A 14,625-nucleotide genomic window follows, 5' to 3' on the forward strand; every position below is an offset into this window, starting at 1 on the left:
GCCGGTTGCTAAACATAAAAAAGGATCAGATAAAGATCTGATCCTTTGCATTATTTTTTCGTTTCCAGTTTCAGAGGCGCTGATATTGTTTTCTTTACTTTCTTTCCATGTAAAATCTGATTCGCTGCTTCCGTTGCCAGTTTACCGATCAATTCAGGCTGCTGAGCGACAGTGGCTGAGAGCTTACCGTTTTTAATCGAAGAAATCGCATCCTTATTTCCGTCAAAACCGACGACTAAAATATCTTTGCCGGAGCTGTTAATCGCTTCGAGAGCTCCAAGCGCCATTTCATCATTATGAGCGAAAACCGCTTGGATATCCGGGTGTCCTTGGAGCAGGTTTTCCATGACAGTCAGGCCTTTAGTGCGGTCAAAGTCAGCTGATTGTTTTGTGACAACGTCCAGCTTTTGATCTGCGATTTTGTGAAAGCCTGAACCGCGTTCCCGTGTAGCGGAGGCACCCGGAACGCCTTCAAGCTCCGCCACCTTAGCACCTTTTCCAAGCTTGTCTGCGATGAACTCTGCGGCCATTTCTCCGCCTTTTACATTGTCTGAAGCCACGAGGGTTTCTACTTTGCCTTGTTCAGCTGACCGGTCGATGGAGACGACAGGCACACCAATCGAATTTGCAGACTCTACTGCCGTTGAAATAGCCGAAGAATCAGTTGGATTGATTAACAGGGCATCAACGCCTTGCTGAATTAAGTCCTCCACATCACTTGTCTGCTTGGAGGAATCATTTTGTGCATCGACGATGATGACCTTCATTCCACGCTTTTCCGCTTCTTTTTCAATTCCCTTTTTTAAAGAAACAAAAAAGGGATTGTTAAGCGTTGAGATCGACAAGCCGATGGTAAATTCCTTTTTATTATCTGAGTTTGACGGCTTCGCCCATTGGGGAGGCTCAAGCGAACAGGCGCTCAATACAAACAGTGACAGCGCCAAAATGACGGATACAGCCTTTTTCATGTAAAACCCTCCTATGCTGACTTTTTGCGGTCTAATAATACCGCGATTAAAATGACAATCCCTTTAACAACCAGCTGATAAAATGATGAGACGCCAAGCAGGTTGAGTCCGTTATTGAGTGTGCCGATAATCAGCACCCCGATTAACGTTCCGACAATGCGCCCGCGGCCCCCGGAAAGACTCGTTCCGCCTAAGACAACCGCCGCGATGGCATCCAGTTCATATGATTCTCCAGCTGTCGGCTGTGCTGAGTGGAGACGGGAAGTCAAAATCGCGCCGGCAAGGGCGGATAATAGACCGGCTAAAGCATAAATCATGACTTTTACACGTGTGACTTTTATGCCTGAGATGAGTGCCGCTTTTTCATTGCCGCCAATTGCGTATGTCCGGCGCCCGAACGGCGTTTTGTGAAGCAGCACCCAAAGGATAACAAAGGCGAGAACCATTGTAATTGCAGGTACTGGAATTCCTAAGAAATAACCGCGGCCGAACAGCTGAAAGGCATAGTTAGTGCCAAGCCCTGTGATCGGGTTTCCGTCTGTATACACAAGAGTAAGTCCGCGGAAGACAGTCATGGTCGCAAGCGTCGCGATAAAAGGGGCCATTTTCCCTTTTGTGATTAACAGTCCGTTGATCATCCCTAGAAGAGCGCCGATCAGACAGCCTATGATGACGGCGAGAATCGGGTCGACACCAGATACAATCATACCCGCGACTAAGGCGCTGGACAGGGCGAGAATAGCCCCGACAGAAAGATCAATGCCGCCAGTTAAAATAACGAAGGTCATGCCGAATGCGATCAATCCGTTAATTGCCACCTGCCGAAGCAGGTTTAAAATATTCAAAGGCTCCAGGAAGCTCGGGTTTAAAATCGATACGATCATAACGAGAATAAATAAACCGAGAAACGGGCCGAGCTTCTGCATGACGCCATCGAAGTGAATCTGTTTTTGTTTTGTTTGCTTCAGTTGTTCCGTTTTCATGTTACCGCCCTCCCGTGGCAAGTGTCATAATTCGTTCTTGTGTCGCTTCACGCGCTTCGATGTCTCCGCTGATTCTGCCTTCATGGACGACGATGATTCTGTCACTCATCCCGAGTATTTCCGGCAGCTCTGATGACACCATAATGATGCCGACACCGCGTTCAGTGAGCTCATTCATCAGCGTATAGATTTCCCGTTTCGCGCCCACATCCACGCCTCTTGTCGGCTCATCCAATATGAGCACTTTTGGGCCGATGCCAATCCACTTGGCAATCACGACCTTTTGCTGGTTGCCGCCAGACAAATGGCGCGCGTGCGTTTCTGGTGAAGCCGTTTTGATGGTCAGGCGTTTTATGAGAAGGTCTACAAACTCTGCTTCCCGCTTGTGATCAATGATGCCCTTTGGAGAAAAACTGGCCAAATTGGGCAGCGCAATATTTTCCCGAATAGATGTGTCGAGCAGCAGTCCTTCATCCTTGCGGTTTTCCGTAATAAAACCGAGCCCTTTTTTCATAGCATCATACGGATTTTTAATAGCAGTCTTTTTTCCTGCAATCCAAATCTCACCCGAATCGAGCCGGTCAATGCCGAACAGTCCTCTCATCATTTCGGTTCGTCCGGCTCCCATTAAACCGGAAACGCCGACAATTTCACCGGAACGGACATAAAAGCTGATATCTTCAAAGCTTCCTTTTGAGGAGGCGTTTTTCACCTCAAATATTTTGTCTCCGAGTGAAGGGACGCGTTTAGGATACCGTTCCGTCAACTCACGTCCGACCATTTTTTTCACGACCTCGTCAAAATTTGTTTCTGAAATGTTTGTTGTATCAACGGTTTTTCCGTCACGCATGATGGTGATTCTGTCGCAAATCGTAAAAATTTCTTCCATTCGATGTGAAATGTATACAATGGAAACACCGTTCTTTTTTAAAGCCGTAATGACGTCAAACAGCTTGCTGATTTCCCGTTCAGTCAAAGCCGCGGTAGGTTCATCCATAATGATCACCTCGGCATTTGTCATGAGCGCTTTTGCGATTTCAATCATCTGCTGCTGTCCGACGGAGCATTCACCCGCTTCTTGATCAAGTGAAAGAGAGACGGATAGTTTATCAAATTGTTCCTTTGCTAGCGCTTTCATTTTTCCGGTTTGTAAAATACCAAATTTCGTTGACATTTCTTTTCCGATAAATAGATTCTCAAGTACGGACATGTCCGGCCAGATATTCAGTTCCTGATGGATGAAGGCGATTCCGTGCTGCTCGGCTTCCTTTGGGTTGGAGAAATACGTCTCGTTACCATTTATGGTGATCCGTCCTTTGTCCAGTTTGTGCAGACCAGTCAGGATGTTCATCAGGGTGGACTTGCCGGCGCCGTTTTCTCCCATCAGTGCGTGAACTTCGCCGGGCTTGAGCTGAAAGGACACACCTGAAAGCACCTGGTTTTTTCCGAATGCTTTATGAATGTCATTCATTTCGATTTGCATATCGGTCCTCCTTTCTAGAAAAGCACACCCGCCTGCAGGATGCAGTTGGCGTATGGTGTGAATTCTCCTGTTCGTATGATAGCTTTAGCTTCTTTAGTCAGCTCCTTAAATTCCTCGTGGGGAAGGCAGTCAACTGCCTCTTCAGAAAAAAGGGTTTCTATAAAACTCGCATTTTCTGGATTGGATACCTTTATTTCGGATGCGACAATTACTTTTTCAACCGCCATTTCATCTGCCAGCACTGCGGTTACATCCCGGAAAGCCGGGAAACCCGGCTTCAGTGAGAGATCAATTTTCAGCACGCCGTCAGGAACGGGCAGCCCTGCATCAGCGATAACAATTTTGTCAGTATGGCCAAGGTCAGCCAATAGCTTGGCAAGATGACTGTTCAGTAAACCGTGTTTTTTCATGACAGCAGCTCCTCTACTTCTTTTCTGGACGGCATTCCGCCTTGAGCGCCGAAAGAACATACAGATAGGGAGGCGGCGCGGTTTGCGAACCGTAATGCAGCTTCAATATCTTTTCCCTCCGCCATGGCCACTGCAAGAGCCGCGTTAAACGTATCACCCGCCCCGGTTGTATCGACAGGCTCAACAGGAAAGGAAGGGATGATCCGCTCTTTGCTGCCGGATGAATAGCGCACGCCTTGTTTGCCTTCAGTGATAAAGAGCTTCGCCGGATAAAGCGCCAATGCTGCAGAAACCGTCAGCTCCGGAAATAAGATCGCCGCCTCATGTTCATTCGGCGTAAGATAGGTGGCATGGTCAATGGTTTCCTGCTTCAGCGGGCGGGCCGGTGCCGGGTTAAGCATGATCGGGATGTCGTGAGAATGGCAGTATCTGCACACTTCATCAACCGTTTCTTCCGGGATTTCCTGCTGAATCAGAACCATATCGATATTTTCAAGCTTTTCAAGAGCGTCTATCGCATAAGGTGGGGTGATCTCATCATTCGCACCTTTAACGACGACAATACTGTTATCACCTTCGGCAAGCACGATGTGGGCGGTGCCGCTTTCTTTATGTGTAACCGGTTCCATATAGTCGGTGCGAACACCGTTTGCTTTTAAATTATTCATGATGGCTGTTCCATAATGATCGTCACCAACCTTGCCAATCATAAAAACATTGGCGCCGAGTCTGGCGGCGGCAACAGCCTGATTCGCACCTTTACCGCCCGGCACAGTTTGAAATGAAGTACCCAGTACGGTTTCGCCCGCGTTTGGGCGTTTGTCTGAGGTGACCACCAAATCCATAGAACAGCTTCCAATTACACAAATATTACGCATCGTTTTCTTCCTTTCTTGTCGTGTTTCTTCTTATATACATGACGGGCATTTGAATCGCCGTTTCTGCGAGAGGCTGTTTTTTTATGATGCTCAAAAGAAGTTTAGCCGCTTCTTTACCCATGTCATATGCCGGCTGTTTAATCGTTGACAGCGGCGGAAACAGCAGCTCGCTTTGGGGAATATCATCGTAGCCGATAATTTGAATATCCCCGGGCACTTTTTTCCCGCGCCGCAAAGCTTCATGCAAAACAGCCGCTGCTTGAATGTCATTACTGGCAATTACCCCGTCTGTCTCAGGATATAAGACAAACAGCTCCTTTGCCAGTGCCTGTGCATCCTTAAAAGAAAAGGACGCCGTCTCGATGATCTGAAAATCAACACCCGCCTGCTGTAATACCTCTAAAGCGCCGTGAAAGCGGTCTTGGGCAGTCGGCAGGTGAGCAGGGCCCTTCAGGAGCGTAATGTGTTTGCTTTTTCCATGAACAATTGCTTCCGCTGCTAATTTTCCTCCGGTATGTCCGTCACTGGATACAGAAGGAGCGCCTTCAGGCGTTCTGTCCAGGAAAACGACTGGCTGATCAATGCCGCTGTATTCCTCAAGATGCGGATAATTTGTTGCAGCAATAATACCTGCGACATGATTTTGTTTAAAGGTTTGAAGGTATTCAAGTTCTTTATTTAATTCCTCGTCACTGTTGCCGAAAATAAGCCGATAGCCTTCCCGGTTCAATTCATCCTCCGCGCCGCGGGCAAGCTGGGGGAAGAAAGGGTTTGTAATGTCCGGAAGCAAAAGCCCGATCAGCCTGGATTCTCTTTTATAAAGAGACCTGGCGACTTCGTTCGGATAATAGTTCAGCTTCTCCATGGCGGCCATCACACGTGTTCTCGTTTCTTCATGGACATAGCCGTTGTCATTCAGGACGCGGGAGACCGTTGCAACTGAGACGCCCGCGGCTCCCGCGACATCTTTAATTGTAGCCAACACAGCTCCTCCTCATTTGTGTAACCGTTTACATAGATAGATTATCATGAACATTCCTTTATTGGCAATAAGAAAAAAATAAAACATGGCGATATAGCAAACCGAACTGTAAATGGTGTATAAATATGAGAATTTAAAGATATTCACGCTTTTTTTGACAAAGTCTTCACAAATCTGGATGAACATTTCATGAACGAATATTAAGTTTTATTAAAATTGTTTCAAAGTCATGCGTTTAGACCTGTAAATAGGGTGAAACAGATTAGACTATCCGCCCAGAAAATGTTTAATTATGTTAGAGAACCTGGACCTGTTTGTTTGCCGTTTTTATTGCAGGGGCCATTAGTCAATTTGGAATGGGCCTAATATTGTCTATTCCGTGCAGAAAGGATGACATTATGACCTTATCCTTAAGAAACAGGCAGAAATAATTTTATGTTCATAAGAACCGGAAACACGCATTGTATCAGCAAAAGCCTGATATACCGGGCCTGAAAAAAGATTGATTTGAAATGCATATTAAACTGAACATTCAAGGTGTGACTAAACGTCCAGAAGGAAATCATTTGGTAAATGAAAGCGCATTCGTTTTTAGTATTAAAAAAATCGATAAGATGTAAGTCCTGTCGATTTCCAAAAATAGAGAACACTTTGTAGGTACAAAATCTCTTTCAAAAGAGAAGTTTGGCTCAGTAGATTAGGGGAGATTATGTTACATAATGCCGATTGAGAATTCATAGTGATTCTATATACTGATGAATGAATTTACAACAATATAGAAGGAGATGTCGATAAGCAATGTGGTTACTCATTATAGCCTGTGCTGTCATACTGGTCATCGGAATATTAGAAAAACGGCGACATCAGAAAAACATTGATGCCCTCCCTGTTCGAGTGAATATTAACGGCATCCGAGGAAAGTCCACTGTGACAAGGCTGACAACCGGAATATTAATAGAAGCCGGTTACAAAACTGTCGGAAAAACGACAGGAACGGATGCAAGAATGATCTATTGGGATACACCGGAGGAAAAGCCGATTAAACGGAAACCTCAGGGACCGAATATCGGCGAACAAAAAGAAGTCATGAGAGAAACGGTAGAAAGAGGAGCCAACGCCCTCGTCAGTGAATGTATGGCCGTTAATCCGGACTATCAAATTATCTTTCAGGAAGAACTTCTTCAAGCTAATATCGGTGTCATCGTAAACGTGCTGGAAGATCATATGGATGTCATGGGGCCGACGCTTGATGAAATTGCAGAAGCGTTTACCGCTACTATTCCTTATAATGGCCATCTTGTCATTACAGATAGTGAATATACCGAGTTCTTTAAACAAAAAGCCAAAGAGCGAAACACAAAAGTCATCATTGCTGATAACTCGAAAATTACTGATGAATATCTTCGTAAATTTGAATATATGGTATTCCCTGATAACGCTTCTCTCGCATTGGGTGTAGCTCAAGCACTCGGCATTGATGAAGAAACAGCGTTTAAAGGAATGCTGAATGCGCCGCCAGATCCGGGAGCAATGAGAATTCTTCCGCTGATCAGTCCGAGCGAGCCTGGGCACTTTGTTAATGGGTTTGCCGCAAACGACGCTTCTTCTACTTTGAATATATGGAAACGTGTAAAAGAAATCGGTTATCCGACCGATGATCCGATCATCATTATGAACTGCCGCGCAGACCGTGTGGATCGGACACAGCAATTCGCAAATGACGTATTGCCTTATATTGAAGCAAGTGAACTGATCTTAATCGGTGAAACAACAGAACCAATCGTAAAAGCTTATGAAGAAGGTAAAATTCCTGCAGACAAACTGCATGATCTAGAGTACAAATCAACGGAAGAAATTATGGAATTGTTAAAGAAAAGAATGCACAACCGTGTCATATATGGCGTCGGCAACATTCATGGTGCCGCAGAGCCGTTAATTGAAAAAATCCACGAATATAAGGTTAAGCAGCTCGTAAGCTAGGAGGAAATGCAGACATGTTCGGATCAGATTTATACATTGCACTAATTTTAGGTGTACTACTCAGTTTAATTTTTGCGGAAAAAACAGGGATTGTGCCGGCAGGGCTTGTTGTACCGGGGTATTTAGGACTTGTGTTTAATCAGCCGGTCTTTATTTTACTCGTATTATTAGTCAGTTTGCTCACCTATGTCATTGTGAAATTCGGTTTATCCAAGTTTATGATTTTGTATGGACGCAGAAAATTCGCTGCCATGCTGATCACAGGGATCGTCCTGAAAATTGCCTTTGATTTTCTATACCCGATTGTACCATTTGAAATCGCAGAATTTCGAGGAATCGGCATTATCGTGCCAGGTTTAATTGCCAATACCATTCAGAAACAAGGATTAACAATTACGTTCGGAAGCACGCTGCTATTAAGCGGAGCGACCTTTGCTATCATGTTTGTTTACTACTTAATTTAATGTAAGGTGTGTCAAACGATGAAAAAAGAACTGAGCTTTCATGAAAAGCTGCTGAAGCTGACAAAACAGCAAAAAAAGAAAACCAATAAGCACGTATTTATCGCGATTCCGATCGTTTTTGTCCTCATGTTTGCTTTTATGTGGGCAGGCAAAGCAGAGACGCCAAAGGTTAAAACCTATTCAGATGACGTTCTTTCAGCCTCATTTGTAGGCGATATTATGATGGGGCGCTATGTTGAGAGAGTAACGGAACAAAAAGGGGTAAGCAGTATTTTTCAATACGTTGAGCCTATCTTTAAAGCATCAGACTACGTAGCCGGAAACTTTGAAAACCCGGTAACTTATAAAAAGAACTATAAAGAAGCAGAAAAAGAAATTCATCTGCAGACAAACAAGGAATCCGTAAAAGTCCTGAAGGATATGAATTTCACGGTCCTTAACGGCGCGAATAACCATGCCATGGATTACGGCGCACAGGGCATGAAAGATACACTTGAAGAATTTTCGAACCATAACCTCGATATCGTTGGGGCTGGATACAGCTTGAGCGATGCGAAAAAGAATATCTCATATCAAGAAGTAAATGGGGTAACAATCGCAACCCTTGGATTCACGGATGTATCCGGCAAAGGTTTCGCGGCTAAAAAGAATACACCGGGCGTGCTTCCCGCAGATCCGGAAGTCTTTATCCCTATGATTTCAGAAGCGAAAAAACATGCTGATGTCGTAGTTGTACAGTCACACTGGGGACAAGAGTATGATAATGATCCGAATGACCGTCAGCGCCAATTGGCAAGAGCTATGTCTGATGCAGGTGCCGATATCATCGTCGGCCATCACCCGCACGTCCTTGAACCGATCGAAGTCTATAACGGGACCGTCATTTTCTACAGTCTGGGGAACTTTGTGTTTGACCAAGGCTGGACAAGAACCAGAGACAGTGCGCTGGTGCAGTATCATTTGAAGAAAAACGGAACGGGACACTTTGAGGTAACGCCGATTGATATCCATGAAGCGACACCTGCCCCGGTTAAAAAAGGCAGTCTGAAACAGAAAACAATTATTCGCGAACTGACGAAAGACTCTAATTTTGCATGGAAAGTAGAAGACGGAAAACTGACTTTTGATGTCGATCACAGTGACAAACTAAAATCTAAATAATGGAGTGATATAAGATGAAATTTGTCAAAGCCATCTGGCCGTTTGTTGCCGTTGCAGTCGTGTTTATGTTTATGTCAGCTTTCAAATTCAATGATCAGCTGACTGATCAGGAAAAGCAGAAAATCGATACAGAAATTCATAAAATTCAACAGCAGGAAGAAACGGCAAACGCCGCTAAATAACACACAAAAAAAAAGAGAATGTCTTACGAGACATTCTCTTTTTTTATTTGCCATTTTGAAAGCCAGCATATTCATTCTGTAAAAATATGAAAAAGTCTCTTAACATATCTAGAAAAATACCGATGTTAAAACTGCAAATAGAGGAGGAGATAATAAAAGTGAACACACTGGCAAACTGGAAGAAGTTTTTGCTTGTGGCCGTTATGATTTGTTTTTTGGTTCCTATTATGACAAAAGCGGATATTGCGGAGGCTGATGCAAAATCTGACCTGATCATCAGTGAAGCAAAGAAACTGCTTGGGTATAAGTATAGATACGGCGGTGAAACTCCGAAAGAAGGCTTCGATTCATCTGGATTGATTCAATATGTTTTCGGTCAGGCTGATATTCATCTGCCGAGATCTGTGAACGACCAGTCAAAAGTCGGAACGGCAGTAAAGCCGGCAGATCTAAAACCAGGTGATATTTTATTTTTCAAAAAAGCGGGAAGCAGCGGGACTGCACCGACACACGCCGCTCTTTACATTGGAGACGGGCAAATGATTCACAGCACTCTATCAAAAGGGGTTATCGTCACAAATTACAAAAAAAGCAGCTATTGGAGCGGCTCTTACATTGGGGCGAAACGAGTCGCTGCCGATCCGGAGACTGCTGATGTGGCTGTTGTGCAGGAGGCCGAAAAATACCTCGGCATTCCGTACGTTTTTGGCGGAAGCACACCGTCAGAGGGCTTCGATTGCTCAGGGCTTGTGCAATATGTCTTTAAACAGGCGCTTGACATCTATCTGCCGAGATCAGCAGAGCAGCAGTGGGCAGTAGGCGAGAAGGTGGCGCTTCAGAACATTAAACCCGGTGATGTCATCTATTTCAGCAATACGTATAAAACAGGAATTTCGCATGCCGGCATTTATGCAGGAGGCGGAAGGTTCATTCAGGCGAGCCGGTCTGAAAAAGTAACCATTTCTTACTTATCAGAGGATTATTGGAAATCTAAGATGACAGGCATCCGCCGGTTTAACAACCTGACAATTCCGAAAGAAAATCCGATTGTGTCGGAGGCGACGCTCTATATCGGGGAAGTTCCTTACAAAAAGGGCGGGATTTCTCCAGAAACAGGATTTGATACTTCTGGCTTTATCCAATATGTTTACCAGAAAGCGGCAGGCATTTCACTGCCCCGATACGCGACGAGCCAGTATAAAGCGGGAACAAAGGTTGATAAGGCTGACCTGAAGCCGGGAGACATTGTCTTTTTCCAATCAACAAGCTTAAACCCGGCCATCTATATCGGAAATGGCCAAGTCGTTCATGTCACATTAACAAATGGTGTAACCATTACCAATATGAATACGAGCATGTATTGGAAAGATAAATACGCGGGAAGTATTCGGGTGCAATAAAAAACAAAGACTCCAGAATCTCTGGAGTCTTTTCTTTATGCATATTGGCCGGATAGAAGCTGATCTATAAAGTGGGCCACACCATTTTCATCATTGCTTTTCGTCACGTAAGTGCTTTTTTCTTTCAGTTCATCAATCGCATTTTCCATGGCGATTCGGTGTCCTGCCACTTCGAACATGGATAAATCATTCGGACTGTCACCAATCGCATAGATATCTTGCGTCTCAATTCCGTATTTGCCGGCAAGCTCAGTCAGCGCGCGCCCTTTGCCGGAAGAGGCCGGGAGAATTTCGATAATGTGCTTTCCGGAAGAGGTTTGCGCCAGTTTTTTATGATGCTTCAGTTCTTCCTTCGCATGTCTCAGTTTTTCCATATCAAAGGAGAAGCAAAGGAGCTTGTAAATGTTTTCGCCGCCGTCGAAAATCGATTCGATATGCGGGATCGGTTTGATGCCGAACTGCTTGAACTGGGTCATGGCCCCTTTCCACAATTCATCCATGTTTTCATCTGGATTGGCGCTCCTTAAAATGTCAAGCTCTGCTTGAAGCTTAGATTCGCCGTCAAAAGGAGAAAGCAGATGGTCATCTGTATAGACCTCGAAGTAAATATTTTTTGAGAGCAGGTAATCAGCGATCGCTTTGCCGGCCTCTTGATCCATTAATGTCCGGCTGATCAGGCGGTAGCCTTTGTCATGAACCGTTCCGCCATTTGCCGCGATGATAGGGATATCCAAGCCTTCCAGCAGCGCTTTAACATCAAACGTTGCTCTTCCTGTGCAAATGGTAACGAGGATACCCGCATCAAGCGCCCGCTTGATAGCCGCTCTGTTTTCATTAGAAATGATGCTTTCCTTATTCAGCAATGTACCGTCTAAATCAATCGCTATTAATTTCATATGTAGGGGAAACCTCCTTAATAATGAAGCTGCTTCGTGTAGTATGTTCAGCTTTCATACGAAACATAAACCATATAGGACAAGGCTAAACCTTACGATCCTATTTTTCAACAATGAAATATGTAAAACGGGATGGCTGCACGCCATCCCGTTCATTATACACCTAAATCGTTTTGCAGCTCTTCTTTCACTTCCTGCAGTTTTTCCTGATTCAATCTGAAATAGTAGACGCCGCCAGGCTCATAGTCATAGCCTGTCAGCTGGATGGATTCAACCGACTTCAGTGAAGTGATAAACGGGAACAAGCCAATGGCATCTTTAAGAGATAGATTCATTTTTAAGTTTTCTCCCATTGTATCCACAATATCATCATAAGCCGGAATGGAGCTAAGTGATTTTGATTTATCGATAATGGCTTTCAGCACTTCCATTTGTCTTTGTCCGCGTAAAAGGTCACTGTCAGCTTTACGTGTTCTTACGTAAGCCAGCGCTTCCTCTCCATCGAGCGTGTGTGTGCCTTGTTGAAGGACAACTTTTCCTTTTGTATCCTTTTTGATTTGCTGGATGACTTTATCGCTTTTTACGTTGACTGTGACGCCATTCAGCTCATTTACCACGTCTTCAAACGCGGTGAAGTTGCTTTCGACTACATAATCAACGGGAATATCAAGCATTTCTTCAACTGTTTTCACACTTAGATCTACGCCGCCATAGGCGTGGGCATGCGTAAACTTATCATAGCCATGGCCTGGAATATTCACATAGGCGTCTCGCGGAATGCTCAGCATTTTGGCTGTTTTTTCTTTGCGGTTAAAGGTAATCAGTACATTCGCATCACTTCTGGCCTGGTCTACCGTCTCACCGTTTTTCTCCCTGGCATCAATCCCTAAGAGCAATACAGAGAAAGAATCCTTTCCAGGATCAAACTCTTTAATCCGTTTTACAGATTGTTCTCCGCGGGCAAGACTGACGTGAGCTTCTTTAGAAGCGTTGTTCAGTTTGACATAAGCGTATGTGCCGACAGAACCTGCGGCAATGATGAGAAAAGCCATTACACCGGCTAATAATTTCACCCATTTTCGTAGGCGTCTCTTTTTCTTCTTACGTTGTGATCGTTCTTCCATATCAATACCTCACGTTTCATTAATATTTGAAGCGTACCATTCATTTTGCCGTAGGGCAACTGCTGATAAGACAATATTCGATAAAAATTCCTATATTTATATGTTTTTGTTTTTAGAGATTTATGATGATGTGCTGAATCACCTTCTATTGGACGCCACTGGGGAAAAAAATGTTTCGGTGCAGTTGAAAAAAACGCCAGTAAATTAATGGATATTGGATGTCTGTACGTCTGCATAGGTTTACTTGCCGGAAAAATAGGCTAAAAGATTTCTAAAAAACTCCGTGGACAGTACCATTGGATCACTGATTGGAGAAAGGGAGTCATTTCTATGAAGAAGCAGTCAAATATATGGCTTTATTTTTTCGGCGCTCTTGGTGGCGCTTTATACGGCTATGATACCGGCGTCATTTCGGGAGCCATTTTATTTATGAAAAAGGATTTAGGCCTCAACGCCTTTACAGAGGGACTTGTTGTCAGCTCTTTATTAATCGGAGCAATACTCGGTTCCGGAGCGGCTGGCAAGCTGACGGACCGTTTTGGCAGGAGAAAAGCGATTATGGCTGCCGCGCTGCTGTTTTGTATAGGAGGATTGGGAGTTGCGCTTGCGCCAAATACAGGAGTGATGGTGCTCTTTAGAATCATTCTGGGACTGGCAGTCGGAACATCGACAACGATCGTGCCGCTGTATTTGTCTGAGCTGGCGCCAAAAGAGAAACGGGGTGCGCTTTCGTCCCTCAACCAGCTGATGATTACGGTCGGTATCCTGCTTTCCTATATCGTCAATTACATATTTGCCGATGCGGAAGCGTGGCGCTGGATGCTTGGATTGGCTGCCGTACCATCATTGCTCCTGCTCATTGGTATTTTGTTTATGCCTGAGAGCCCGCGCTGGCTGTTTACAAATGGTGAAGAGGGCAAAGCGAAGAAAGTTCTTCAAAGATTGCGGGGAACAAAGGATATTGATCAGGAAATCCATGATATTAAAGAAGCGGAAAAAGAGGACGAAGGCGGTCTGAAGGAGCTGTTCGATCCGTGGGTGCGCCCGGCGCTGATTGCCGGATTGGGACTGGCGTTTCTGCAGCAATTTATCGGTACGAACACAATCATTTATTATGCGCCGAAGACCTTTACAAACGTCGGGTTCGGAAACTCCGCCTCTATTTTAGGAACGGTCGGAATCGGAACAGTGAATGTTCTTATGACTCTTCTCGCCATTAAAATCATTGATAAAATCGGCAGAAAGCCGCTGCTGTTATTCGGGAATGCCGGCATGGTGATCAGCTTGATTGTCCTGGCTATGGTGAATCTCTTTTTCGATAACACCCCGGCCGCATCATGGACGACAGTCATTTGCTTAGGCGTGTTTATCGTTGTGTTTGCCGTCAGCTGGGGCCCGGTTGTCTGGGTGATGCTTCCTGAACTATTTCCGCTTCATGTGAGAGGCATCGGTACTGGAGTCTCTACCTTGATGCTGCACGCTGGAACTTTGATTGTTTCACTAACCTATCCAATTTTAATGGAAGCGATCGGCATCAGCTATTTATTCCTGATTTATGCTGCGATCGGCATTATGGCGTTTCTATTTGTCCGGTTTAAAGTAACAGAGACGAAAGGAAAAAGCCTTGAAGAAATCGAGCAGGATTTGCGCGATAAAAACGGCCAGAGTGGATCGGCAGGTAAACAGCAGACAGCGGGAACGTAAATCATATTCA

Annotated in this window: 14 protein-coding genes; 6 read left to right on the top strand and 8 right to left on the bottom strand. The window is 44.8% G+C overall.

Annotated features, from left to right (window positions below):
• Positions 1 to 50: 50 nt before the first annotated feature.
• Genes rbsB through KXD37_RS08635 form a run of 6 tightly spaced genes read right to left on the bottom strand, consistent with a single transcriptional unit; the run spans position 51 to position 5,704 of the window.
• On the bottom strand, positions 51 to 968 hold the full coding sequence (gene rbsB / locus KXD37_RS08610) for a ribose ABC transporter substrate-binding protein RbsB (protein ID WP_106019667.1): 918 nt from the start codon (positions 966 to 968) through the stop codon (positions 51 to 53).
• 11 nt (positions 969 to 979) lie between these two features.
• On the bottom strand, positions 980 to 1,951 hold the full coding sequence (gene rbsC, locus KXD37_RS08615; RefSeq protein WP_024123073.1) for a ribose ABC transporter permease RbsC: 972 nt from the start codon (positions 1,949 to 1,951) through the stop codon (positions 980 to 982).
• Between the two features lies 1 nt (position 1,952).
• The gene (locus tag KXD37_RS08620) at positions 1,953 to 3,434 is read right to left on the bottom strand and encodes a sugar ABC transporter ATP-binding protein (protein WP_106019666.1); all 1,482 of its coding nucleotides are present in this window, start codon (positions 3,432 to 3,434) and stop codon (positions 1,953 to 1,955) included.
• A 14-nt stretch (positions 3,435 to 3,448) separates the two neighbouring features.
• Positions 3,449 to 3,844: a D-ribose pyranase gene (gene rbsD, locus KXD37_RS08625; RefSeq protein ID WP_263463485.1), complete on the bottom strand. Its 396-nt coding sequence runs from the start codon at positions 3,842 to 3,844 to the stop codon at positions 3,449 to 3,451.
• Entirely contained in the window at positions 3,841 to 4,722 is an 882-nt protein-coding gene (rbsK, locus tag KXD37_RS08630) for a ribokinase (protein ID WP_151174573.1), read from the bottom strand. The genes rbsD and rbsK overlap by 4 nt, the downstream gene beginning before the upstream one ends.
• Positions 4,715 to 5,704, bottom strand: coding sequence for a LacI family DNA-binding transcriptional regulator (locus KXD37_RS08635; protein ID WP_106019663.1), 990 nt, complete (start codon positions 5,702 to 5,704; stop codon positions 4,715 to 4,717). The genes rbsK and KXD37_RS08635 overlap by 8 nt, the downstream gene beginning before the upstream one ends.
• 798 nt (positions 5,705 to 6,502) lie before the next feature.
• Here KXD37_RS08635 and pgsB point away from each other — a divergent pair.
• The 5 genes from pgsB (at position 6,503) to KXD37_RS08660 (ending at position 10,891) form a co-directional block, all read left to right on the top strand.
• The gene (gene pgsB, locus KXD37_RS08640) at positions 6,503 to 7,684 is read left to right on the top strand and encodes a poly-gamma-glutamate synthase PgsB (RefSeq protein ID WP_019715925.1); all 1,182 of its coding nucleotides are present in this window, start codon (positions 6,503 to 6,505) and stop codon (positions 7,682 to 7,684) included.
• Between the two features lie 14 nt (positions 7,685 to 7,698).
• Positions 7,699 to 8,148, top strand: coding sequence for a poly-gamma-glutamate biosynthesis protein PgsC (pgsC, locus tag KXD37_RS08645; protein WP_010332116.1), 450 nt, complete (start codon positions 7,699 to 7,701; stop codon positions 8,146 to 8,148).
• Positions 8,149 to 8,166: 18 nt separating this feature from the next.
• Positions 8,167 to 9,309 (top strand): capsular polyglutamate synthetase PgsA, encoded by a 1,143-nt coding sequence (pgsA, locus tag KXD37_RS08650; protein WP_101861396.1) that lies wholly within the window; start codon positions 8,167 to 8,169, stop codon positions 9,307 to 9,309.
• A gap of 14 nt (positions 9,310 to 9,323) precedes the next feature.
• Entirely contained in the window at positions 9,324 to 9,491 is a 168-nt protein-coding gene (edmS, locus tag KXD37_RS08655) for an extrachromosomal elements maintenance protein EdmS (protein ID WP_010332114.1), read from the top strand.
• Between the two features lie 158 nt (positions 9,492 to 9,649).
• Complete coding sequence (locus KXD37_RS08660) at positions 9,650 to 10,891, top strand: C40 family peptidase (RefSeq protein WP_106019662.1); 1,242 nt, start codon at positions 9,650 to 9,652, stop codon at positions 10,889 to 10,891.
• 35 nt (positions 10,892 to 10,926) lie between these two features.
• Here KXD37_RS08660 and KXD37_RS08665 read toward each other — a convergent pair whose 3' ends face one another.
• Both KXD37_RS08665 and KXD37_RS08670 read right to left on the bottom strand, forming a co-directional pair.
• Positions 10,927 to 11,787 carry a Cof-type HAD-IIB family hydrolase gene (locus tag KXD37_RS08665; RefSeq protein WP_103671240.1) on the bottom strand — a complete coding sequence of 287 codons (861 nt, stop codon included), beginning with the start codon at positions 11,785 to 11,787 and terminating at the stop codon, positions 10,927 to 10,929.
• A gap of 155 nt (positions 11,788 to 11,942) precedes the next feature.
• On the bottom strand, positions 11,943 to 12,911 hold the full coding sequence (locus KXD37_RS08670) for an LCP family protein (RefSeq protein WP_069486829.1): 969 nt from the start codon (positions 12,909 to 12,911) through the stop codon (positions 11,943 to 11,945).
• Positions 12,912 to 13,241: 330 nt separating this feature from the next.
• On the opposite strand from KXD37_RS08670, the gene KXD37_RS08675 reads away from it, so the two are divergent.
• On the top strand, positions 13,242 to 14,615 hold the full coding sequence (locus KXD37_RS08675) for a sugar porter family MFS transporter (RefSeq protein ID WP_095712878.1): 1,374 nt from the start codon (positions 13,242 to 13,244) through the stop codon (positions 14,613 to 14,615).
• The last annotated feature ends 10 nt before the right edge of the window (positions 14,616 to 14,625 follow it).

The organism is Bacillus sp. XT-2, from assembly GCF_025696525.1.
GTDB classification, from domain to species: domain Bacteria; phylum Bacillota; class Bacilli; order Bacillales; family Bacillaceae; genus Bacillus; species Bacillus halotolerans.

Bases quoted from the DNA above. Each gene is read 5' to 3' on its own strand.
- rbsD (WP_263463485.1), bottom strand. From the start codon at position 3,844: ATGAAAAAACACGGTTTACTGAACAGTCATCTTGCCAAGCTATTGGCT.
- rbsC (WP_024123073.1), bottom strand. From the start codon at position 1,951: ATGAAAACGGAACAACTGAAGCAAACAAAACAAAAACAGATTCACTTC.
- pgsA (WP_101861396.1), top strand. From the start codon at position 8,167: ATGAAAAAAGAACTGAGCTTTCATGAAAAGCTGCTGAAGCTGACAAAA.
- KXD37_RS08675 (WP_095712878.1), top strand. From the start codon at position 13,242: ATGAAGAAGCAGTCAAATATATGGCTTTATTTTTTCGGCGCTCTTGGT.
- KXD37_RS08665 (WP_103671240.1), bottom strand. From the start codon at position 11,787: ATGAAATTAATAGCGATTGATTTAGACGGTACATTGCTGAATAAGGAA.
- KXD37_RS08670 (WP_069486829.1), bottom strand. From the start codon at position 12,911: ATGGAAGAACGATCACAACGTAAGAAGAAAAAGAGACGCCTACGAAAA.
- edmS (WP_010332114.1), top strand. From the start codon at position 9,324: ATGAAATTTGTCAAAGCCATCTGGCCGTTTGTTGCCGTTGCAGTCGTG.
- KXD37_RS08620 (WP_106019666.1), bottom strand. From the start codon at position 3,434: ATGCAAATCGAAATGAATGACATTCATAAAGCATTCGGAAAAAACCAG.
- rbsK (WP_151174573.1), bottom strand. From the start codon at position 4,722: ATGCGTAATATTTGTGTAATTGGAAGCTGTTCTATGGATTTGGTGGTC.
- pgsC (WP_010332116.1), top strand. From the start codon at position 7,699: ATGTTCGGATCAGATTTATACATTGCACTAATTTTAGGTGTACTACTC.
- rbsB (WP_106019667.1), bottom strand. From the start codon at position 968: ATGAAAAAGGCTGTATCCGTCATTTTGGCGCTGTCACTGTTTGTATTG.
- pgsB (WP_019715925.1), top strand. From the start codon at position 6,503: ATGTGGTTACTCATTATAGCCTGTGCTGTCATACTGGTCATCGGAATA.